Annotated in this window: 21 protein-coding genes, 1 tRNA gene and 1 pseudogene; 14 read left to right on the top strand and 9 right to left on the bottom strand. The window is 42.7% G+C overall.

Annotated elements, in window-relative coordinates; genetic code table 11:
* Positions 1–25 precede the first annotated feature (25 nt).
* From rpiA to QZT80_RS25710, 4 genes are all read left to right on the top strand, one after another.
* Entirely contained in the window at positions 26–703 is a 678-nt protein-coding gene (gene rpiA / locus QZT80_RS25695; protein WP_295129073.1) for a ribose-5-phosphate isomerase RpiA, read from the top strand.
* 138 nt (positions 704–841) lie between these two features.
* Positions 842–3,247 carry an ABC transporter permease gene (locus QZT80_RS25700; protein ID WP_295129075.1) on the top strand — a complete coding sequence of 802 codons (2,406 nt, stop codon included), beginning with the start codon at positions 842–844 and terminating at the stop codon, positions 3,245–3,247.
* A gap of 137 nt (positions 3,248–3,384) precedes the next feature.
* On the top strand, positions 3,385–4,260 hold the full coding sequence (locus QZT80_RS25705) for an MBL fold metallo-hydrolase (protein WP_295129077.1): 876 nt from the start codon (positions 3,385–3,387) through the stop codon (positions 4,258–4,260).
* A 10-nt stretch (positions 4,261–4,270) separates the two neighbouring features.
* A complete protein-coding gene (locus QZT80_RS25710) occupies positions 4,271–4,762 on the top strand; it encodes a GNAT family N-acetyltransferase (protein ID WP_295129079.1) in 492 nt (163 codons plus the stop codon).
* Between the two features lie 39 nt (positions 4,763–4,801).
* Here the strand turns inward: QZT80_RS25710 and QZT80_RS25715 are convergent, their stop codons facing one another.
* Complete coding sequence (locus tag QZT80_RS25715) at positions 4,802–5,182, bottom strand: VOC family protein (RefSeq protein ID WP_295129081.1); 381 nt, start codon at positions 5,180–5,182, stop codon at positions 4,802–4,804.
* Positions 5,183–5,342: 160 nt separating this feature from the next.
* Here QZT80_RS25715 and QZT80_RS25720 point away from each other — a divergent pair, with 160 nt between their 5' ends.
* Complete coding sequence (locus QZT80_RS25720) at positions 5,343–6,503, top strand: glycoside hydrolase family 172 protein (RefSeq protein ID WP_295129083.1); 1,161 nt, start codon at positions 5,343–5,345, stop codon at positions 6,501–6,503.
* Here the strand turns inward: QZT80_RS25720 and QZT80_RS25725 are convergent.
* Positions 6,500–7,114: a hypothetical protein gene (locus QZT80_RS25725; protein ID WP_295129085.1), complete on the bottom strand. Its 615-nt coding sequence runs from the start codon at positions 7,112–7,114 to the stop codon at positions 6,500–6,502. The genes QZT80_RS25720 and QZT80_RS25725 overlap by 4 nt on opposite strands.
* Positions 7,115–7,226: 112 nt before the next feature.
* The gene (locus QZT80_RS25730) at positions 7,227–7,682 is read right to left on the bottom strand and encodes a hypothetical protein (protein ID WP_295129087.1); all 456 of its coding nucleotides are present in this window, start codon (positions 7,680–7,682) and stop codon (positions 7,227–7,229) included.
* A 397-nt stretch (positions 7,683–8,079) separates the two neighbouring features.
* Between QZT80_RS25730 and QZT80_RS25735 the strand changes: the two genes are divergently transcribed.
* The 9 genes and pseudogenes from QZT80_RS25735 (at position 8,080) to QZT80_RS25775 (ending at position 16,875) form a co-directional block, all read left to right on the top strand.
* Complete coding sequence (locus QZT80_RS25735) at positions 8,080–8,538, top strand: carboxymuconolactone decarboxylase family protein (RefSeq protein ID WP_295129089.1); 459 nt, start codon at positions 8,080–8,082, stop codon at positions 8,536–8,538.
* Between the two features lie 54 nt (positions 8,539–8,592).
* A complete protein-coding gene (locus QZT80_RS25740) occupies positions 8,593–9,426 on the top strand; it encodes a sigma-70 family RNA polymerase sigma factor (protein ID WP_295129091.1) in 834 nt (277 codons plus the stop codon).
* A 267-nt stretch (positions 9,427–9,693) separates the two neighbouring features.
* Positions 9,694–10,611: pseudogene (locus QZT80_RS25745) on the top strand (virulence RhuM family protein).
* A gap of 237 nt (positions 10,612–10,848) precedes the next feature.
* Positions 10,849–11,691, top strand: a complete 843-nt coding sequence (locus tag QZT80_RS25750) for a sugar phosphate isomerase/epimerase (protein WP_295129093.1) — start codon at positions 10,849–10,851, stop codon at positions 11,689–11,691.
* A gap of 53 nt (positions 11,692–11,744) precedes the next feature.
* Positions 11,745–12,398 (top strand): hypothetical protein, encoded by a 654-nt coding sequence (locus tag QZT80_RS25755; protein ID WP_295129095.1) that lies wholly within the window; start codon positions 11,745–11,747, stop codon positions 12,396–12,398.
* Positions 12,399–12,480: 82 nt separating this feature from the next.
* Positions 12,481–12,567 (top strand) — tRNA-Leu (locus QZT80_RS25760).
* A 180-nt stretch (positions 12,568–12,747) separates the two neighbouring features.
* On the top strand, positions 12,748–13,830 hold the full coding sequence (locus tag QZT80_RS25765; protein WP_295129097.1) for a hypothetical protein: 1,083 nt from the start codon (positions 12,748–12,750) through the stop codon (positions 13,828–13,830).
* A gap of 584 nt (positions 13,831–14,414) precedes the next feature.
* A complete protein-coding gene (locus QZT80_RS25770) occupies positions 14,415–15,092 on the top strand; it encodes a hypothetical protein (RefSeq protein ID WP_295129099.1) in 678 nt (225 codons plus the stop codon).
* Positions 15,093–15,162: 70 nt separating this feature from the next.
* Positions 15,163–16,875, top strand: coding sequence for a hypothetical protein (locus tag QZT80_RS25775; protein ID WP_295129101.1), 1,713 nt, complete (start codon positions 15,163–15,165; stop codon positions 16,873–16,875).
* A 233-nt stretch (positions 16,876–17,108) separates the two neighbouring features.
* Here the strand turns inward: QZT80_RS25775 and QZT80_RS25780 are convergent, their stop codons facing one another.
* The 6 genes from QZT80_RS25780 to QZT80_RS25805 form a co-directional block, all read right to left on the bottom strand.
* A complete protein-coding gene (locus QZT80_RS25780; RefSeq protein WP_295129102.1) occupies positions 17,109–17,519 on the bottom strand; it encodes a hypothetical protein in 411 nt (136 codons plus the stop codon).
* Positions 17,520–17,784: 265 nt separating this feature from the next.
* The gene (locus QZT80_RS25785; protein ID WP_295129104.1) at positions 17,785–18,414 is read right to left on the bottom strand and encodes a hypothetical protein; all 630 of its coding nucleotides are present in this window, start codon (positions 18,412–18,414) and stop codon (positions 17,785–17,787) included.
* Complete coding sequence (locus QZT80_RS25790) at positions 18,414–19,469, bottom strand: DUF262 domain-containing protein (RefSeq protein ID WP_295129106.1); 1,056 nt, start codon at positions 19,467–19,469, stop codon at positions 18,414–18,416. Before QZT80_RS25790 ends, QZT80_RS25785 begins: the two co-directional genes overlap by 1 nt.
* A 435-nt stretch (positions 19,470–19,904) precedes the next feature.
* Complete coding sequence (locus QZT80_RS25795; protein WP_295129108.1) at positions 19,905–20,252, bottom strand: 4Fe-4S binding protein; 348 nt, start codon at positions 20,250–20,252, stop codon at positions 19,905–19,907.
* 399 nt (positions 20,253–20,651) lie between these two features.
* A complete protein-coding gene (locus QZT80_RS25800; protein ID WP_295129111.1) occupies positions 20,652–22,109 on the bottom strand; it encodes a S41 family peptidase in 1,458 nt (485 codons plus the stop codon).
* A 587-nt stretch (positions 22,110–22,696) separates the two neighbouring features.
* The coding region (locus QZT80_RS25805; protein ID WP_295129113.1) for a Nif3-like dinuclear metal center hexameric protein at positions 22,697–23,556 on the bottom strand (860 nt) is incomplete at its 5' end.

A 23,556-nucleotide genomic window follows, 5' to 3' on the forward strand; every position in this document is an offset into this window, starting at 1 on the left:
TCGGTTTTCAATTAAAACACAATACATGCCGGTAGATTTAGTTTCGGAAAAGAGAATAGCCGCCGAGGCCGCGGTAAAACTGGTGAAAGACGGTGATGTCGTTGGACTGGGTACCGGTTCTACGGCGGAATTTGCGGTAAAAGCCATTGCGGCGCTGGTGAAGCAGGGGCTGGCTGTTAAAGGTATTCCTACTTCGGACAGTACAGCTGCGATGGCGGAGGAGCTGGGCATCCCGCTGATTGATATTAATTCCGTTGACCAGATAGATGTTACGATCGACGGGGCAGATGAGTTTACGGAGCAGCTGTACCTGATCAAAGGTGGTGGCGGCGCGTTGCTGAAGGAAAAGATCGTAGCGTCTAAAACGATCACACAGATCATTATTGCAGATTCGTCCAAAAAGGTGGAGTTCCTGGGTAAGTTTAAATTACCGGTAGAAGTTATTCCCTTCGCTTCGCGTTATGTGATGAGCGAAATAGCCAAACTCAATGGCGCCGGGGCGATCCGCCAAATGAACGGCACACCTTTTATTACAGACGAAGGTAACCTGATCATTGATGTGGATTTTAAGAAGATAGAAGATCCTGTTGCTTTATCCAACGCCCTTAACGGCATTGTAGGGGTGGTGGAGCATGGTTTGTTCATCGGTCTGGCTCACCAGGTAATCGTGGGTATTGGCACGGAAGTAAAAGTGTTCGGCTAAACATTTACGGACAGCCATTGTACCGAAAGCGGACAATTGAAGGAAAAATCAAGCCGTAACTCGTTAATTATCAGTGACAGGTAATACGGCATTGCCTTTGGTGCCTGAGGGAAGATATTATTTAAAATACCTTTCTGTATGCTGCGGAATTACATAAAGATCGCCTGGAGAAACATTCTTAAAAGCCGTTTTTATTCCCTGTTGAACGTGCTGGGCTTATCGTCCGGACTCGCCTTTACGATGCTGATTATGGCATATGTATGGAACGAGTTGCAGGTCAACAACCGGCTCAATAATGCCAGCCAGCAATACATACTGCACAGCAAATGGAAAGATCCGAATATGGGGTATGAATTTGCCACAGTAGGTAATCTTGCCAAAGCTTTGAAAGATAATTATCCAACACTGGTAAAGAACTACTATCGTTGGGATGGAGTGAGTACCAACGTGTCCAAAGGTGAAAAGAGTTTCCGCGAGAGCCTGCAGATTGGCGATAGCACGTTTCTTAATATGTACGGTTTTAAACTGTTGCATGGTAATGCCGCCACCGCGCTGAACGAACCTTTTACCATCGTGATTACGGAAGATGTAGCGAATAAATACTTCGGTAAAACCGATGTGACCGGCCAAACCTTAAATCTCGAAAACTTCGCCGGACAGCATTACGATTACATGATCACCGGCGTAATGCGTAGTCCCGATGAAAATACGATCACGCACCTGAACGGACTTAAACATACCGGGCTTTATCTACCTGCTTCTTCCATCCCCATTTTCGGGAGGGCGTTCGAAACCTGGAACAGTCCTTACATAGCCAGTTTTATAGAACTGCAACCCGGCGTTACCGCAGCCAGCCTGGAAAACCCCATCAGGGAGATTATCAAAACCAATGCCCCTCCGCAGATAGCTGATAACATGACCGTGGTACCGGTGCAATTGAAAACGCACTACATGGAACGTAATAATGCGCTGGTGAAAAGAATGTTGTACACCTTATCCGCCGTTGCATTGTTCATCCTGTTAATGGCGATGGTGAATTTCGTGAACATGTCTGTAGCGCGTTCGTCTTCCCGGTTAAAAGAAATAGGAGTGCGTAAGGTGATGGGAGGTCTGAAACGCCAGCTCATCCTGCAGTTCCTGGTGGAATCGACTATACTGGTGGCTTTTTCGGCATTGATCGCTATCTGTTTATACCCGGCTTTGCGGCCGTTGTTCAGCAAGGTGCTTAACAATCCCTTGCCCGCCCTTACCAGCTTCCCGCTCTACTTCATACTGTATCCACTGTTGCTCGTGATCGTTACCGGCTTTATAGCAGGTGTCTACCCCGCATTTATTCTCTCTTCTCTTAAATCGGTAGACTCTTTAAAAGGAAAGATGAAAACAGTGAAGGAGAACCTCTGGCTTCGCAGGTCGTTGGTGGGTTTCCAGTTTTTTACAGCAGCAGTGGTGCTGATCGGTGCGTTCATTATTACCAGGCAGGTGCAGTTGTTTTTCTCCAGCAATTTAGGGTACGATAAATCATACGTCATTTCCGCCCAGGCGCCCCGTAACTGGACGCCCGAAGGTGTATCGAAAATGGAAACACTACGTGCGCAATTCGCGATGGTGCCTGCAGTGAAGAGTGTAAGCTTCTCGTTCGAAGTACCCGACGGTAATAACGGTAATAGTGTAAACATCGCCAAACCGGGCGGCGATGCGGGTAGCGACATTAGTTCCCTGTTGCTGGTGGCCGATGAGCAATATGCAAAAACATATAGCATTCCCATGGCGGGCGGCAGCTTCTTTTCGGAATCGGCGGTGGGTGATAGTACACGCGTTGTGATCAATGAAACACTGGCCAAAGCCCTTGGTTATAAGGTGCCCACTGATGCGGTGGGCCGGCAGGTACAATTGAGAACGGTGCCCAACCCGCTTACAGTGGCGGGTGTTACGAAAGACTTCCACTTCAGCTCTATGCAGCAGGCCATTCAGCCTATGGTATTCATACATGTAAGAAATTTTCCGATTTATCGTTTCTTCTCTTTCAAACTAAATGGCGGTAATACCCACGCTGCTTTGGCCGCCGTGCAGCAAAAATGGAACGAGTTAATGCCAGGTACGCCTTTCGAATATAAGTTTATGGACGAAACGCTGGCCGGCGTTTATCAAACGGAGTTGCAACTGAAACAGGCCGCCTACATCGCTACTGCATTGGCCATGGCGATTGTGTTACTGGGTGTTTTAGGGGTGATTTCCCTGAACGTACATAAACGCTCGAAGGAGATAGGCATCCGTAAAGTACTGGGTGCTTCTGTAAGCGGCATTGTGTCACTTTTTGTAAAAGAGATGATGGGGATTGTTGCTATAGCAGGTTTAATTGCCTGCCCGGTAGCTTACCTGCTCATGCAAAAGTGGCTCGAAGATTATGTATACCGCATCGATATTAATGCTACGCCCTTTATACTTACGCTTGTTTGCCTGGCGCTGATAACCGTTGTACTCGTCATTACGCAAACCATTCGTACCGCACTTACCAACCCGGTTAGGAGTTTGCGGACGGAGTAAAAAGGCCCGCTTTTGAACGATATCAACAACCTTTTCTGCTGTTTGTACAGCTAATCCTTTCGCCTGTCCGTAAGTTTTTGTGTATCTTTTCGCCCTAATTCCCTGGAAGAGGGGTCATGTTTAATGCTTAAACAGCTATGAGGAAGATAACAGATTACAAGTATTTACCCGGTGTGGTGCATTGGAGAGTGGGGAGGAAAATCGTGAGTACGTTGAATGACGGGTATTTCCAGGCGAACAAGAATTTCCTGCAGGGCGTTAGCCATTACGAAACGGCCAACCTTCAGCGCAAAGCCCTCCGTCCGGAGGAGCCGCTGCTTACCATCAACGCTTTTGTTATTCAAAGTGAGTTCCATAAACCGATACTGGTGGATTCGGGTTACGGTTGCCATGGAGTAGGCAGCCTGGGCCATGTGAAAGATGCACTGGCAATGGCCGGCGTTACACCAGAAGAGATTGAAGTGATACTGATTACCCATATGCACAGCGACCATATCGGCGGACTTACCGACGATGAGGGTAATAAGCTGTATCCTAACGCTAAGATATGGATCAATCGCATTGAGTACGATTACTGGATAGGTAACCATCACCTGCCGGGGTCGGCGCAAAAAACAGCAGAAACCGCAGAGAAACTGTTAGCACCTTATAAACACGATATCCGTCTTTTTGAAGGTGATGCGAAACTCCTGCCCGGTATTACCGCTGTTCCCCTCTATGGTCATACGCCCGGCCACACAGGCTTCCGTATTACCGAAGGCGGCGACGAGCTGCTGATATGGGGCGATGTGGTGCAGTTACAGGCGGTACAGGGAGTGGAACCAATGGCGGGCAGCATCACCGACAGCGACTCTGTAGGTGCGGCCTTAACCCGCAGGAACATGCTGGAAGAAGCGGCCGACAACCGTTGGCTGGTCGCCGGTATGCACATTGAATTTCCGGGAGTGGCGTATGTAGAGCGGTTTGAAAAAGGCTTCAGACTGGTGCCTGAGTTATGGGTGAACAGGATTTAAAACAGAAGAGATGAGTGAAAAAGTGGTGACGATACGTACGGAATTACAACACGGCGACTTAGGTTACGTGGCGTACCTGCACGGTATCATTTACAGCAAAGAAAATGGTTACGGCTTTAATTTTGAAAGATATGTGCTGGAAGGTTTAGGTGAGTTCGCGGCACAATACGCCTCCGGCAAACACCGTGTTTGGATATGCGAACACAATGGTAAAATGGTAGGCTTCCTGATGGCCTTTCACCGCGGCGACCATGCACAACTACGATACTTTATCCTGCTGCCGGACTACCGGAGCATGGGGCTCGGTAAAAAGCTCATGCAGGGCTTTATGGATTACCTGCAGGAGTCTGGCCTTAAATCTGCTTACCTGTGGACCACAAAAGAGCAGGAAGCCGCATCGGGCCTGTACCGTCGGTTCGGGTTTGAGCTTACCGAAGAAAAGGAGACAGAGAGTTTCGATAAAACCCTCACCGAGCAACGATTTGATTTGCGTTTAAGTTAACATACTAAAAGGCACAGCCGGTTTCCCCGGTTGTGCCTTTTATACTTCCAGTACCGAAAGAATGTTCCCCGCCGGATCTTCAAACCAGGCGATCAACGGTCCATCGTTATGTGAAATCCCTTTTTCATCTGTTTTAATATCCCCTTCGTACTGCAGGAATTTAACGCCTTTGGCAGTTAACTCATCTACCGCTTTCTCAATATTATCTACCGGGAAATTAAGTACCGTGTAAGTGGCAGGTTCATGGTTGGGCTTTTCGTATAATAGTACATTATTGCTGCCTTCTATCTGCAACTCCAATACGGGCATGCCATCATCGCCGTCTTTTACGTTCAGGCCAAGGGTATCTTCATAAAAGGTTTTGGCCGCTTTGAGGTCGCTTACCGAAAATCCGCTGAATGCTTTGGTGTTTTTAAACATGGCTTTTTGTTTTGTTGATGAATTACGTTGTACCCCAAATTTACGGCCATTCTACAGCGGGCGAGGGGGGCGGCTGCGCCAATTAAAGGGGGAAATAAGACAAAGGGGGATATATTATCAGTTTAAAAAATTAATTTAATGTTCCCACAAAACGTCATGTATGAAAAAAATTCCGTTCGCACTGCTGCTTTGCTGCCTTGCGGTACAAGCATTTGCCCAGCGCGCAGGCAGTTTTAATGGCCTTGATATGAACCTTGGTAACCTTTACCGTTTGTCCAATGCTCAAACGCGCTCTATTAGTCCCGAGAACTTTACCGGGGAAAAAGGTAAGGGCGGAATGGCCATCCCGAAAAAGGATGCGCCTGCCAACACTGCTAACGCTACCAATGCTGCCCGCGATCTGGGCCAGGGTTGGAAAGTAAACCCATTCGTCATCATTAAACCCGGCGAAACCTTCACTATGGCCGAAATAACAGGCCCCGGCGCCATACAGCATATATGGATGACGCCCACCGGTGTATGGCGTTATTCCATATTACGCGTGTATTGGGACGATGAAAAGGAACCATCGGTGGAGTGCCCCGTGGGCGATTTTTTCGGGATGGGCTTTAATGAATATGCGCCGCTCAACTCGCTGCCTGTAACCGTAAATCCGGGCAGCGCTTTCAATTGTTACTGGATGATGCCGTTCCGTAAAAAATGCCGCATTACAATGGAGAACATCAACACAGAGCAAATGACCCTGTATTACCAGGTAGACTATACGCTCACAGAGGTTCCCGACGATGCCGCCTACTTTCATGCACAGTTCCGCCAGGCAAAGCCGGATACTTCATCTGATTACGTGCTGGTAGATAATATTCGTGGTAAAGGTCAATATGTAGGCACTTACATGGCAATGGGCGTAAATAACAATGGCTGGTGGGGCGAAGGGGAGATTAAGTTCTTCATGGATGGCGATAAACAGTTTCCGACCATTTGCGGTACTGGCACAGAAGATTACTTCTGTGGTTCTTACAACTTTGACCGGGCAGGCAAATACACAGAGTTTTGTACACCTTATGCCGGTTTGCACCAGGTAATTCGTCCTGACGGTACTTATAAAGCACGCCAGCGTTTTGGTATGTACCGCTGGCATATCATGGACCCTATACGGTTCGATAAAGATCTGAAAGTAACCATCCAGGATTTGGGCTGGCGCTCCGGCGGCCGTTACCTGAAGCAACAGTCTGATATCTCTTCTGTTGTATTCTGGTACCAGTCGGAACCGCATCAGCCTTTCCCTAAATTACCCACCCGCGATCAACTGGAAGTGCTTTAGCGTAAGTTTTTGGCATTGGGATGGAAGGGTATGTACCCGGAATTGGCCGGGCGCGTTACTTCGTGTACAATAATGGCTGTAAGAACGCTGTCGGCATTGACTTCAAAGGAAATACCCTTAGCGGAAAAAATGGTATAGCGGTGCCCGTGCGCAGTATATGTTGCCTGCGGCATAATGTTATATTGCTGCCTTACACCGGCAATATTGCGGCCGGTATGTATACCTTCTGCGGTAGTAAAACCAGGTGAAGTTACACGTATCATTTTAACACGGCTGGTATCATCTATACCCATATTACGCTCCGTATAAACAGCGATGAGGTCGTCGCCCTCAGTGTGGCCTGCATACCAGATAGAAATCGCTTTGCCCATAGCAGCATCGCCGCTGTCCGGACGGCCCAGCCGTTCGTTTACCCTTGCTGCGTTTTCACCGATATTGGTAAGTCCTGCCGATTTACCGGGAATGATCATCGATTCGGCGGTTACTTGCGGACGGTTTAAGACGAGGGTATCGGTAGCGTACAGCTCACTATACGTACGATAGTTTTTAGTACGGTTATGACAACCAGCCAGCATTACTGCCGGCATAAAAAAATGTAACAGGTACTTCATCGCTTAAACGGTCAAATGTTTATTAAAAATAACAAATACTCTGCCATAAGGTTGCAATAAAAAAGGGCCGCCGTTATGAATGGCAGCCCTCTTCTTAAGTATTTGTTTGATTTTAACGTCTGAATTCTGTGTAAAGCTGTTCGCCATCCACCGTTACCTTAAAGCGGAACATGGTGTCGTTCAATACAATGATTTCGCTGGTGTCGTTGGCATAAAATACTTTTTTGCCGTCCCTGGTCAGGCACCAGTTAAAAGGGCCGCCATCGCTACCGCAGCCGTTGGTTTCGCCAAGGGCTTTGATGTACATGGTGCTGTCGGCCTTAAAAATATAGTGATCGTCAATCATGCAATCAGCCATCGAGTTCTCGTTCCCAAAATGGAAATCGTAATCGAGAATACCGTCGTTGTTTGCATCGAAGCCGTTAAAGGTAATCTTCCAGTTTTTGTCAACAATCAGTTGGAGATTCTTTTGGTAAGCAGTCTGTGTTTTTTTGTCTTTTTTACAAGCTGTCGTCAGCGTAATGGTTGCAACTAGCAGGATGCTAATGCAAACGAGCATGTTTTTCATGGGTAATAGGGTTTATTTTCGGATGCAAAGCACGTACTTTTTCAGGACAATGGGTTACAACGTTAGTTGTATGATAATTATAATATGAAAAGGCATTGATTTCCACAGTACTGTTGTTGCATCACCCCAATATCAGGAAGTTAAAAAGCGGCTTCTTCTGCTGAATTGTACGACAATCGGGCACATTCATTTTGGCCCGGTTTTTATTATTTATTAAATAAATAAAACACATTCACCTTATTAAAAGGTTTAGGGGTATAAATACAGAGGTAGAAATTGGCTGTTTCTTTAAAAGGAGCAGCCATTTTTCTTTTTTTTCAGATTCCCGTCACGTTTTTATTTCCAGCCTTGTCATTATTCCGTAACACATCTTCTACACATTTAAAACGGACATACAATGACACCAAGAATTTCTTTTCAGGACACCAACAAAGGTTTTGCAGACGGCTTAATGAAAAGCGGCATGTACGTAAAAAGTTCAGGCCTCGATCCATTGTTACTGGAACTGCTGCACTACAGGATATCACAAATTAACGGTTGCGCTTTTTGCCTTGATATGGGACATAAAGAAGCCATTGCCAAAGGCGAAACCGAATCCCGTTTACACGGCCTCGCCGCCTGGCGCGAGTTTCCTTACTACACAGAAAAGGAAAGGATAGCCCTGGAGTTCGCAGAAACGCTAACCCACGCCAGCAGCCGGGATATAGACGATCAACTGTTTACATCGCTGAATGCCTTTTTCTCCCTCGCAGAAATTGCAGATCTTGCATTGGCGATAACATTAACCAATACCTGGAACCGCATCAACAAAACATTCCGTACCCCCGCGGGTAATTACAAGGCAGGTGCCTATTAGTAGTACTGACGGTAGTTGCCGGTAAACCCGGCAACTGCTTTTAATCAAGCTGACATGAGAAATTATCAACAGGAGTTGTTCCCGTATGCATATAACATACTTGGCTCCGCCGAAGATGCTAAAGATGCGATCCAGGATGTTCTCGGCAATTACGTAGCAGCAGCGCGTAGTGATATAGAAAATGAGAAAGGTTACCTGGTAAAAGCCGTGATCAACCAATCCATCAATCTAAAAAATAAAAGAAAAGCAGTGAGTACGGAAGAAGTATGGTTGCCCGAACCGGTGGCTACCGAACAAGCAGATAGTGGCCTTCATTCCCGCGATATCGTTTCGTACTCTATGCTCGTGCTGCTCGAACAGTTGAACGCGAAGGAACGGGCTGTATTTATCCTGAAAGAAGCCTTTTCTTACAGGCATGAAGAAATAGGGGAGGTGTTGGCCATTAGTACCGATAACTCCCGCAAACTGCTGAACCGTGCCAAAGCCAAACTGGAACAAAGCAGGCAGCCCCGTGTACTGCCCCGTAAAGACGACGGTTTCCAGTTGATCGAAAAGTATATTGCCGCCATCCAGAGCGGCGATGCGGCCCGCCTCGAGCAACTGCTCACCGCCGATGTATCGTTCTACGCCGATGGCGGCCCGAACCTGAAACTGGTAATGCGCCATTGTGAGGGCGCAGGCAAAGTGGCCGGACTGCTGCAATACGTGTACAAAACCTTCCAGACCAACTATACCACCCAGATGGCCGTTATTAATCATCAACCCGCTATCCTTTATTATGAAAACGGGCAGTTAAAGGTTTGCCAGGTCTTGGAAATGGAGGGCAACATGATCCGCCAAGTGCTGACGGTGTTGGATCCGGAGAAGTTGAAGTTGGTGGTAAGATAATAGTAATGATATGATTATTAATATTTTAAAGGACGGATACTACCTCGATTAGCCCTAATAAATATTACGATTTTAACTAACAAAGAAACTTGCTGTGCAGGTTTCTTTGTTTATTTTTGAATACTTCTACAATGGGATTAAATTTTATAAGTCGAAATGTTGTTATAGATGGAAAAAATCCAGGTTCTCCTTTATTCTACACCAGAAGGCAGCGGTAAAATGGAAGTGTTTTTTGAAGATGAGACCTTTTGGTTATCGCAGCGTAAAATGGCAGACCTGTTTGGGGTAGATGTGCGTACCGTAAACGAACACATAAAAAATATATTTCATAGTAATGAATTGGAGCAGGAAGCAACTATCCGGAATTTCCGGATAGTTCAAACTGAAGGTAGTCGCGAGGTAAGCCGGGATGTTGAGTTTTACAACCTGGATGGAATTATCGCGGTGGGTTACCGTGTGAATAGTAAGGAGGCTACCCGTTTCCGTATTTGGGCTACCAGGACGCTACGTGAGTATATTATCAAGGGTTTTGTGCTGGACGATCAGCGGATGAAGTAGGGCAGACAGTTTGGCCACGATTATTTTGAAGAACTACTGGAGCGCATTCGAGAGATAAGAGCAAGTGAACGCCGTTTTTACCAGAAGATCACCGACATCTACGCACAATGTAGTATTGATTATGATAAAGATGCGGAAACCACACAGGTGTTCTATAAAACCGTTCAAAATAAGTTGCATTGGGCCATAACCGGGCAGACGGCTGCCGAAATCATTAGTAACCGCATAAGTGCCGGAAAGCCTAACCTGGGACTTACCACATGGAAAAACGCGCCAGGCGGAAAAATTCTTAAATCTGATGTAACGATAGCCAAAAACTATCTTGCCGAGCAGGAAATCGACGAATTGAACCGGGTAGTAACTATGTATCTCGATTATGCCGAAAACCAGGCAAAGCGCCAGGTGCCTATGAGTATGAACGACTGGGTGTCTAAGTTAGATGGCTTCCTACAGTTCAACGATTACAACGTGTTGAAAGATGCAGGTACAGTTCGTCATGAAATAGCGAAGAAGTTAGCAGAAGATGAATTTGAGAAATTTCGTATTGGGCAGGATCATTACTTCGAGAGCGATTTTGACAAGCTGGCAAAAAGGCTACCGGATTTAAATAGTAAGAAAAGCAAATAGCTTTGTTAAACGCACGAGTAATGGTCGCCCTGTGCTAAAAACTGGTAACCACGTTTTTAGGAGGTGTCTATAATGGTATTTTATCCTAATCTACTTAATGCAATCGAACGCCTAAGTAATTATAGTTGAATAAATCCCGGAAATTCACCATCTTACAAATCGTCCGGTGGCGCCGGGATGATTCCACGTTCCATAACAGCGCTATGTGATCCGTTCATAATATTAAACTTAAGAAATATGTCGTCAAGAAGAAGTTTCCTGTTGCAGTCTGCACTGGGAGTTGCTGCCACCGCTGTGGCTCCTTTGGCCGCTGTGGCTTCCGTTAAGGCAAAGGGTGATAAGAAAACCGCCCTCAACGTTGGGATGGCTGGTTATACATTTGCCAAGTTCGACCTGGACCAGGCGATAGCCATGATGAAGAGAGTAGGCATAAAGTATATCTCCGTTAAAGATATCCACCTGCCACTGAACGCTTCAGACGAAAAGATAGCCGAAGTGAAAGGTAAGTTCGCTGCAGCAGGCATTACCGTGTATGCAGTAGGTGTTATCTATATGAAGTCGGAAAAGTCGGTAGACGAAGCTTTTGCTTATGCAAAAAGAGTGGGTGTTCCGATGATCGTAGGCGTACCTAACCCCGAGCTGTTGGACTATACCGAGAAAAAAGTAAAAGAGTACGATATCAAACTCGCCATACATAATCACGGTCCGGAAGATAAGCTGTATCCCGGTCCCGCAAACGTAATAGGTCTTTTAAGGAACAGGGACGCGCGTTTGGGCCTGTGTATCGATATCGGGCATGCCATGAGGGCAGGAGAGGAGCCAGGTAAGGCCATCCGCGAATACAAAGACAAAATCTTCGATCTGCATATTAAAGACGTAACCGTAGGTTCTAAAGACGGCAAAGCCACTGAAATCGGCCGTGGTGTAATCGACTTCGCCGGCCTGATCAAGTCGTTGGAAAAGATTAAATACCAGGGTATCTGTGCTATTGAATATGAAAAAGACATGAGTGATCCGCTGCCAGGCATTGCAGAGTCGGCGGGCTTCTTCAGGGGAGTTATTAAAACAGTAACGGCTTAAATATTGGAAAGGCTCTGCTAACCGGCAGGGCCTTTTTTTTACTTTATGATATTATGAACTTTACCAGTCTTCTTTTTATAGCGACCACCCTGTTAGCTGTATATTTGTTTTATCGCGCCGCTAACTTTCACCGTCCTGTAGTCATATTACTCATCGCCTGGCTTTTGTTGCAGGCAGGTGTAGCCTTTACGGGTTTTTATGAAAATACAGCGGTGATGCCCCCACGTTTCCTGTTACTGGTATTGCCTCCGCTGGCCGCTGTAATTTACCTTTTAGTGAGTAGTTACAAATCTCGTTTCAGCCTGGCAGCGTTAACCTTGTTGCACATTGTTCGTATACCCGTGGAGCTTGTATTACATCAGCTTTATTTGCAAGGTAAAGTGCCTGCGAATATGACATTCGAGGGGAACAATTTCGATATTATTTCGGGTGTTACCGCTCCATTTATATGGTATTATGGATTTGTAAAACCCCGCTTGCATCGGGGCGTAGTAGTGGCCTGGAATGTTGTTTGCCTGGCATTGCTGGCGAACATTGTGGTAAGGGCGGTGTTGTCTGCGCCTACACCATTTCAGCGTCTCGGTTTTGAGCAGCCGAATGTGGCGGTGTTACAATTTCCTTATGTCTGGTTGCCGGGCTGTGTGGTGCCGTTAGTATTGCTGGCGCATTTGGTGGTATTGGTCCGTTTATTTCATCAGAAAAAATAGAATTTTTATTGATGAGAAAGAAAAATTTGGAATTTATTTTCAACTTCTTACCTTTGCACTCCCTGACACAAAATCAGTTGCTGCCCAGATGGCGAAATTGGTAGACGCACTGTGTTCAGGTCGCAGCGCTCGCAAGGGTGTGCTGGTTCGAATCCAGTTCTGGGCACCAAAGACAAAACCCGCTCTATGAGCGGGTTTTTTTATTTCACGCAATTCAACCCCACTTTACTAACGCTTTATTCCCATGCAATTACAAGTTCGATTCCGCTTCTCGTAATCCCGGAGAAGAATTAAATAAAACGATTACTTGGCCCCGCTACTTTAATCGTCTTCATCCAAATGAGTATATTTGAATTACAACAGACATCACATGGGGGATCGAGCCAACTACGTCATCAAGACCGGAAGAAAACTAGATATCTATTACAACAAATGGAGTGCTACCAGAATAGAGTCGGATCTTTATCTCGGGGAACATATTTTTTTAGATTTCGTACGCACCTGTGATGTTCACGAACATTTGCTAGATCCTATATTCCTGGAGGCTTTCGTCATTGCCGATATAGAAAAGAAAATATTAGGTTACTGGTCATGGCACATGGAGATGGAGACCTCTGTTATGCGCTATTACCAATCTGCGCTGCAGGAGAAATGGCCTGACTGGCAAATAATCCATCTGGCCAATAACATGTATGACGCCGAGCCTTTACTGGAAATTGGCTGCGTGGCGCAGCAACAACCTGTCGAGCCGGACGTGCTGGATGTCAACATGATCACATACGATCCAATTGACGACGAGTGGGTGAATGGACTGTTTGTAATTAAAGACGAGGGGGAAATCCATGTAGTAGCGTCCCATAATGCCACTGTCGAATCTGTAATTTGTTATGGCCAAGCTGCCGTGTCAGTATTGAAGACCAGACCAGACATGTCACTACCCAAAGAAGGAGAAACGCCTTCTTCAGATCACCTACTGATCGATGTTGATAATAAAGTTTTGATTTTGAACGCCAGCCAATTTGGGCTACACGAATATGCAGCACGACAATGGCCTGATTATACATTCAAAATGGGAAAGATAGGATATCTGGCAATGTTAGAAACAGGCGGTATTAACACTGCAGGACTCGAAATGCCGCAGCAAAAAGTAATAGACATTTTTAACCATATCATCAAACCCAAAGAAGCAGACGAGCCTTCCGAAATGTGGGATATCGGCCAACGGGCTACATATGGTCCGTTTTACGATGTGGAACCCGGCATTAAAACATTTCCACCTCAAAAGATCATGGGCAAACCAGCCGCTCTTTCGCCTGAAATATCCTTGGCAAAAACCGCTAAGCCGAAGCCGATATCTGGAAAGACATCACTTATTCAAAAATTAGGCAATGGTGGGAGCGCCTTACCTGATTCTTTTAAGGCTTCGCAGTAAGGCACAGTAATACTATTCGGACATGGAGATAACCCACTGATTATCTGCATGAACTGGTTCGAAAATATTCCGCTACTGGGCACAAGAAAAGTGGAACCCGCTCTAAGAGCGGGTTTTGTCGTTTTAGACGAATAAATCCATTTTACAGATCTTTCGTTATCAAGAAATTGAAGGTTCGATTCCGACAATCTAAACCTAACCGAAAAGGTTGGGATTTTAGAGTCCATTCCTTCGGGCCATAGAACTATCTGCTCGATATTCATATAGCGTTTCGTGACCAGAGACCAAGGTTGCATCCGTGTTAAATTCTCGCTCCTTGCCCTCACTCTACTCATTTTAATGAATTTAGGGTGAATGACTGAGTCGGATTTTTATGCACAATGGTTAGTAACTAAGCGTTTCTAAAAAATCAACTTTCTCTACCTTCACTGTCATTTGAAACTGTCCCCGGTACCTGAGAGCCCTAATAATCATGAATTTATTAAGTATAGCAAGCGGCGCATACAACGCGTCTCTAATAGTGTTAGACACCCTTGCATCCTTTTGAAAGTAAACTCTTATGCTAGACTCAAAATTATCAGGTTATGAGAAAATTATCTGTTAAAAAGCTTGTAGATTTCAGACGAAAGTCAGCACGCGGTAAAAAGACATTCGTCGAGAATATTAAATCCACGAAAATCGAAACCCCAACTGAGGGCGGGGGTGATTATTGGATTAGCAGTATAAGCGCTATCGCAAACTCGTTTAAAGAGGATGACCTTAGATTTATAGATAGCAAGATTGAGGACCTTTACGGAAGAATAGGCGATACTAGTCGATCTATTACTAAAAACATGTACAGAAAAAATGTGACAATTCTCGAACAATACAAAAAGATTGACCAAAAAACACTGAGACCGGGAGTAAAACTGTCATTTCTTAAACAAACAGGCATCGATTCAGTTCTAGCAGTTAAGGGTATTGAAGTGCAGGTAAAACCCACTCATGTTTATACCTTCAAAACAAAAACAGAACAAAATGCTGGGGCAGTTTGGTTTCTCGCGAAAATTGGGGGCTACCGCATTGAAGAAGTTGGTATGTTTTGTGAGATGCTTCACAGATTTCTAATCCATAACTATTCAAAATCCTATAAAATAGATGCCCGGTACTGCATTGTTGTAGAAGCTTTAACAGGCAATTGGGTATCCTACGCTAATCTTATTGACGGTAGCGTACCAAGGGTGCTAAACTCAACATTGAGCGAAATCAGCAAGATGATGTAAAGCATGTGTCTAATTGATTCACAGTAGTACGACATCCGTTTCTTAACGACGATTCAATTCTTTACGCACTATGTTACAACAACTAGCAGAGCTTTCGATAATTTATCCCGAGTGTAAGCCAGAAACGCTAGAGCACTATTTGACTGGCATTAGCCAAACTACCTTGATGCGTATAGTGACGCATCTGATCGGGAAAGATCTATTTCGTGAAACAGAAAGCACCCACGACACCATTTCAAACTGGTTTCAAGTTGGCAATGAACAGTTTGCACAGGATTTGGTTGACCGTATTGCAAAATACGAGCTAGATAATAATAGAAAATTAAAAATCGTGAATCCGATTAGCTGCTTGCAAATTTTGCAGAAAGGCTTGCAGTTAGCCGCAACGGAAAAGATAGATACAAAGTCTCAATTAGATTCTGAACAGAATCTAATGATAGCTATGCTAATGTTGAACGGGAACCTGGATTACAATCAGACGAAGGATACTGTTAAGATCAAAGAACTGTTTCCTGGCGACACTTACCTATCAGCATTATTGCTAAATCATCAATTTCCAACTTTTGATTTGGTTAACTTTCATTTTGAAACCTACACCGCATGCCAAGTAATCAAGTCGTTAATACTTTTCCGCTTCCTAGAAAGCACGGCCGAAGGTAAAGCGCTATTGCAAAGGTTTTGTGAACACTATTCTGTGGCAAACTGGAAAGAGTACTATGAAAGGTTTGTACCTGTAATAATGGCCTGGTCTGAGAGAAAAAATGCATCTTCGGTTGATATTATCTTAGAAAGAAATTCTGATTTAGATAGAAATGAATCGTTTCTTACCAAATTTGCTTTGACTGATTACAGTCAAGAAGTCGATCAAGATTATAAAGAATTAAGAGGAAAACCGCTAATCCCTCTGAGTGAAACTGAATATAGGATAATTCACCCTCTATTTATTTCCGATAAGCTTTATAAAGGGCTATACTTCTTATTTAATGAACTGAATAAAAAGGATGGAAAAATCATATTCTCCGAATTTAGAAGTTGGTACACAACCAATTTTTCAGAGGCTGCTTGCTTTACGTGGCTACTTGAATATTCTTTCCCTGCAAGTAAGATTTTAAAGTTCGACAGAGATTTTGGTATAGACGGTGCCCCGGATGCATATTTAAGGTTGGGAAACGATATATTTCTATTTGAAAGCAAAGACGTTCTCCTGAATGCTAGTATAAAACAATCTTACGATTTCCAGAAGCTTATAAACGAATTGAAGGTAAAATTTTTAGTTAAGTCTTCTCGGGCAGTGGGGATAGGACAATTAATCAATAATATCCGAAGAACTCTAACATTGGCGCATCCAGTAGACCAAGAGTATCACTCCAAAGAAGTTAAAATTTACCCGATTTTGGTTACCCATGACAGGATGTTTGATACTCCCGGGCTAAACGAGGTGTTGAACTTTTACTATCTGAGAGAGCTATCAAAGCTAAAAGAAGAAGGGTTAGACACTGCGAATGTGGCACCTTTAATTGTAATAAATGTAGATGCGTTAATTGAAATTGCTCCGCTATTGAGAGCTGGAAAGGTTACATTAAAGGAACTAATTACCGAATACTTCATGAACTACAACATTCCACCATTATCGTACTTCCCAAATATAGCAGCGTATGAAAAGGCAATGATGGAATCAAAAATTTCATTCTTGGACTTCATTTATGGTTATCTGAGTTGGAAACTGGGCGACAAATGGCGCTCAGAGGAGCTAATTCATCAATTACTGACGCAAGGAAATTGAGGGTCTGAATAATCGGCTGTCCTGTCGCATTTCGGACAAATTTTTGATTATAGGCATGAATTGGTTCGAAAACATTCCGCTAGTGAGCACTGATATTACCAATTCCTTAGAAGGCTTGCATTTATGTAAGCCTTTTTTCGTTTGCACAAAAGCAGATAGCTAAAGAAGATATCCTGTCACCGTTTCAATTCTGCGGTATATTAATTTTAGTTCCCTAAACCCGTGAGCTGTACTTAAATTGCATTTAAGGGTGGCACCTCGCCGTAAATTGTCAAATATTCTCGCAACAGGCGTTTTTCAACTTTTTCCGGTGTATCTGTTTCAATAAGTTCGGTATACAATATATCATAAGGGAAGAGCTTCGCAATACTAGGGTTGGATTTATATCTCCTTCCGCATATGTGTCCAGTACCATTATAATTAGGAGAAATTGACTTTTTAAGGTTAACCACCCGATCAATAAATGAAGTTGCTTTTCCAATATAAAGTATCCCTTCGTTATCTGTTCCTAGGAACCGATTAATAGGAACACGCCTTCCGTCTCGGACCGCGATAATTTTATAAACGCCGCCCTTTTGCACGTAACGAGCGGAAATTAAATCATAAAAATCACCATCATTAAATGATATCAAGTTTTCAGTCATAAGAATTGCGCATTTGCGTTTCGAACTTGTGGTTTAGGTAATACCTATTTTATAAAACAATTTACTAGCTTTCAATTTACTCCAGCCATCTTTTACGCAAATACTCGTCATTGTTAATATAGGCTTCTTTTATCTTCACCTTCATGACGTGTATCTTCAGATAATTGTCTTATCACTTTTACTTGTTTCGTAGGTGTGGTTAACATACCAGAATAGAGGGTCAACGTGGCCAGGATATACATTTAATACTTTATACATTACACAATTACCCATTGGTTATCAGTTCCGCAGATGTATCAAGAAGGGTGATGTAATTCGAAAAAAGGGATACTGGTATGGGAGGGACAGGGTCGGCCCATAGTAGTAACATTGCAGCTTTTATTCCCACTTGTGGACTTCCCATGATATTGGATGCTAAAACATCCAATTTGCCACCTGTTGCTGCAGTCATATGTGCTGCAGCATTTCTTATAGTTTTTAAGGCAAGGAAATCGGTATGAATTGAGCTTATCACAGTGTTTATAATGTTAACGTTTCCAAAGTAAATGATTGATAGTTTTCTTATCGTGTCTGGAGTTGACCAATCAACAAATTGTTTTCCACTTAGTCCAATTAAAAAACTTTTGGCATGATTTATATCAATAGGTGTTGCATATCTATTTACAATTGGTGTAAAGACAGGTTGTTCGCCCATCATATATTTAACGAAAATATTTTCCAGAAAAGTTTCCCAAGCAATAAAGATTCTTAGAAAAGCAGATTCTACTACGAAATTTCTTAGTAGTACAGGGAATTTATAATTACCAGAAGCATATCTCTGTAAAATGGTGGTCGTAAAATTGTTTGCTTCAGCAACTGAAGTTCTAAATTGAATTAGAGAATCTATGGCTGGCATTACTGCAGAATTAAATCGATTAGGTATTCGGTTCTTCTTTTCCTAACAGATCTGTCCGTAGTCGCCCTTTGGCTGTCTTCTAAAAACTGAAGTTGTTCTGCATTTAATCCAAATTTATTATCTGATGCGAATATTGAATTAACGGAATCTAACCGACTTGCAACTCTTGCAAAGTCATTTGCTGTAATGTCTAATCTTGGTTTATCTAACTCTTGCAGGCCAAACCTCAGATGGAATAAAGTCGTAAACAAAGTATAGAATATATGTATCCTTTTAAACTCTGTATCTTTTAACCCGTCAGGAAAAATGTTTTGAATATCTGAGATCACCTGAGCAAAGTTTGATGCTAATAAACCAGGATCGGCAGTAAAGTTGCTTTCGTAGGATGTGTAAAACTTTGACACATCTTTTTTGCTTTTTATCCCTTCAATCATCGCTATCAATAAGTCTGCAGTCATCGTAACATCTGCCATTCTTAAAATTTCTGCATCCTTTAGTACTTTATTATTAGTCCAGAAGCTATTAAAAGAATGAGCAACTTCATCCGCCAGCGTCTTAAAAGGCCCAAAATGATTAGCATTCAGCTTTTCCTGCTCATTTAGGGTTACTGAGTAAGAATTTAATCTGCTGAAGATATCAAGAACTTCACTATCTGGAAGGTTAACAAGTAAGTCTGTAGAAATTTCAAATTTCAAAATATTCTCTTGGATAAAGTCGTCTATTTCTGAAAGCTCAGAAAAAAATCTACCTCCATATGTAGGATTATGTTTGGGGTTTATAACGAATCCGTCTTTTACAAAAGATAGAATTGTTCTCAGCCGTTGCTGCCCATCAACCACATCTCTAATTGACTGCTTTGTCTGTACGTTTATCTTTTGTCGTAGGAAAACCTTTGGAATGGGCTTTCCTCGAACTATGGTATCCATCAGAAAGGATCGAGCTGTCGGCGTCCAAACATTACGCCTTTGAAACTTAGGATTCAAGATCAGTTGACCTTTCTCATCCCACTCTAAAAAATCGCTTATACTATAAACCCGACTTTCGAAATTCGTCATATCTGCAGAATTAGGTTTAAATATAGATAATATTGGTGGATAACCCTCGGGGCTTTTTACAACAAACAAACATATTTTGTTAAGACTTGATTCCACCATCTATTCACTAAAAAATCGCTCAGACTTAACATAACTGACTGATTATCTTAATAAACTGGTTCGAAAACATTCCGCTACTGGGCACTTAGAAGTGAAACCCGCTCGTAGAGCGGGTTTTCTATTTTAGGTGGAACGCATCAATTCTTCAACGCCCTTTATACTCAGTCATAGCAGGTTCGATTTCGCTATTGTATCAGGCTAAAATATCGTAAGCTACGCGACAATCTTAGAATAGAATGGGGAGAAAGGATTGCTTACCTTTTCTCCCCATTTAGCGTAGTAAGAGCGCTACGACATAGCGCTGATAACTAGTCGGCAGTTCGTTATGATTCCTGTTTAAAGATGAAGTTTATCTTTCTTCGCCAGCAGTTCTTCTGTCAACTCTTCATACATTTCGTCTGGCACACAACAGTCCACAGGACACGCGACTGCACATTGAGGGTCCTCGTGAAATCCTTGACACTCTGTACATTTATCGGCAACAATATAATACAGATCAGGAGCCAGGGGAGCGTTGCGTTGGCTGGCATCAATAACAGATTCGTCCATCAATACAAAATTACCTTTAGCTGTTGTTCCATCAGAAATTGCCCATTCTACGCCGCCCTCATAGATTGCGTTATTCGGGCATTCTGATTCGCAAGCTCCACAGAAAATACATTCATCCGTAATTTTTAAAGCCATAATTAATTTGATTTAGGAAGCTGTCTATGCTTCATTAAATAATAACAAGAAGGCAAATTACCCAAAAAAACCTTGGAAAACAGTTGCTATTTAGCTATCGGCAAACGATTACCAGTTAATCTCTTATCGTATGTATTCAATAGAGAAAGCACAACCTCACATTCGCATGCCCTCAATCATATTCAAAGACCTTTTATTGCGATAAGTTATTGATAATCTGAATAAACTGGTTCGATTTTGATCCGCTACTGGGCACTTAATAGCTCTGTAAGTCATTGATTTACAGAGCTATTTTTTTATTCCCTGAATGTCATAAAATCACGCTTTTTAGCCCTTTCTCCCACTATTTACGACACTCAAATGACACTCACTTTTGCAGGAACCCAACCGGCCGTTTTGTTATTTTCGCCCATTGATGTATTTTATTGTGAAATCCAAAATTTCATCGGTTCCCGTAAAAATATTATCGCTAACAATTTCATCTGGAGTCACGCCTTTAAGGGCTCTTTTTCCATTTGGTCTTACAATAAATGCCTTTGGATAAGAAACATATAGCTGTGAATTAGGCAATTTGAACTCATGAGTAGCCCCATAACTTGAAGCAACATCAGCTGTTGGCTCGCCAATCACAACTCCGAAGTTATAATCCTGAATTATTGCCGCAATTGATACAGTATTTGAATAACTATACCTATCTACCAAAACATATACGTTGCCATCAAAATGCAAAGAATCTGTTCTTGGAGAGTAGTTTTGAAATGAAACCTTAAATATCTCTCCATCTTTTTTTGTAAGTATCTGGTTTTTCAAATCTTGAAGTGAAGAATCTTTTACATCCTTCCAGAACTGCTTTGTGATACTGCTTGTCTTAACGCTAAATTCTGAGCAGAACCAAAAAGGTTTTGTAGCAAAATATGCAATCATAGGGTCACTGAAGGCATTATCACCCCCGGGGTTTCCTCGTAAATCAATGATGAGGCAACGAGATTTGGCTTTATGGATTTCTTTGAACGACGAGTCAATAAATGATAGAAACTCATTTGTTTCAAAAGTTTTATGTTCAGAAGTATTTCCACTAGATTGATTGTTTATAAATATACCTGGATGTAAATATGCAATAGCCCCTATAAATTTAAATTCTCTGTTTAAATTAAATACTGATTTCTGTTTGCTTGCTCTTTGTTCATAATCTGAGGCTTTCATGCTTTTGATTATTACGCTTTTAATACTTCCTTCTTTATTCTTTATTTGGATTAAATATTGATTACTGTTGCCATGTATCCACCAATATACCCTGGGAAAATTGAATAAATCTAACAATGTATTTTTTATATCAGTCCCCTCTCCCGATAAAAAATCATACACTTCTTTTAATTTAACATTTATGGGTACACTATCAATTGATAAAACTTCATCACCTTTTTGAATGGAAAGATCGCTTGAATAATTGTCAATAATAAAAACCCGATTGTTTGTGATAGTAACATTAAATGGAAATAAAGTGGCACTACTTTGATTGTTTTTGTCAAAGTAAAGATTCCAGGGAAAACTCATATTACAATGAGCAAGCTTAGAAAGTGCTGCAAATGGCTGAAACAGTCGTGTTATTTGAAGTAGTGTTAAACTATCGTTTATAGAATTATAAGTTTTTTCATACTGCCTTTCAAATACCTCTTTTTTTGTATTCACATAAAGGTTATAATGAGTTTGTTCAAGCGTTTTATAAAAATGCTCAAAATCTTCTTTTACCTCTGAGGCAGAAAATTTTGTTCTTTGTTCAGATTGGTCGCTTTGAGCTGAACATATTGATAAACTTGACAAAGTAATCAAACAGGTTAAAATAATAAGTCGAGTCATTGGATTAATATTTTGTACGAAAGTATTCGTATATTATTGAAAAAAATACTTTTGCTTAATTAAACTTTTCTTTGGGTCATAATTGTAACGGAGTAATGTTGGATAGATAATAGAAAGTTGTGTCAAATGGCCTACAACGAACAGGGCGTGCTGCTGTGCTAATATTCCGTGGTTCTTCAGCCCGGACTGTTGCTGAGTAAGTTAATGCAGTTGATGTGTAAGGAAACAAGGACACCTTACTTTTATTAAAAATCATTGATTATTTATTCTGTGTAAGCTATTAATAATCAATATAGACTGGTTCGTTTCTGGTTTCTATTAAGTCTTTTAGTTTTCATTATAATTATTAAGAATAAGAGATGTACTTTATTGTATTCAAGGTAATGCTCACAATGTTCTTTTTCTCGTATACTTGCGTAGCGGAGATGTGAGCCTTTTGAGGGTCTAAGTCAGTTAATAACTTAACTTACTAACAATCAATACCATTTGGTTCGAGAACCTACCGCTACTGGGCACTTAAAAATGTTGGAGATTTCTCCAACCCTTTCCTTTTTATATCTCTCCAAATCCTTTTCATATCCCTAACATTACAACCACGTAAACGGATCATCAGAAGAAATATGCGTAACCTTGATTCCCGGCAGTTTAGGCCTCAGCCACTCTGCAAAATATTCCATGCCGGGTTCTTCACTCACGCTATGCCCCAAAACGATCAGCCCTTTCTTTTGTCCCAATAGGTTAGCGTCGCGGATATACTCAGCGGTTTCCCATTCAGACAATTCTCCGACTATCAATACATCCGGCTTTTCGGTTTCAACTGCATTTACCTGCCGCTGTCCACCCCAGGCGCCGGGTAACAAAGCAACGCGTGTGCAGGACTGGTGCAGGTCGCCAATAACCCGGATATGCGCAATACCCAATGAAGTTTTGAGGTGCTGCGCCAGTTGCTTTAAGGATATAGCTGGTATCTTGAACGACAGTTCTCCTGTTTTATAGTAAGGCGCCCAGCCCGCTTTTTTGGCTACGCCATAGATCACTGCATCGGGTTTTAAAGAGTGACAGTAGTCGTGAAAACGCCAGATGGCTATCTTGTGTTTGTCGAGCAATTCCAGCTTTTGCCGCAGTACATCATTGTCCTTCACCCATTCTTTTTCGTCTTTGTGGTTGTAGAAAGAAGGTTCGTGCGCGATGATGAAATTGGCATTACGTTTAATCGCTTCTTGTATGATCGCGATCGTGGGAAACATAGTCGTGATGATACCGGTGACCACCTGCGTGGGTTGCCCGCTTTTCAGGGTGTCGACGGTGTCTTTGATCGGCGACAGGTTGCCTTCTTTTAATACCAGGTCCATCACCTCCTGCACTGTCAGTTGTACACTGGCCGCGGCATGCACCGGCTGCCAGCCTAGTAAAGCTAAACCTGCCGCAGCTTTACTGAGATTACCAA

Origin of the sequence: uncultured Chitinophaga sp. (assembly GCF_902168175.1) — a bacterium.
GTDB lineage: Bacteria > Bacteroidota > Bacteroidia > Chitinophagales > Chitinophagaceae > Chitinophaga.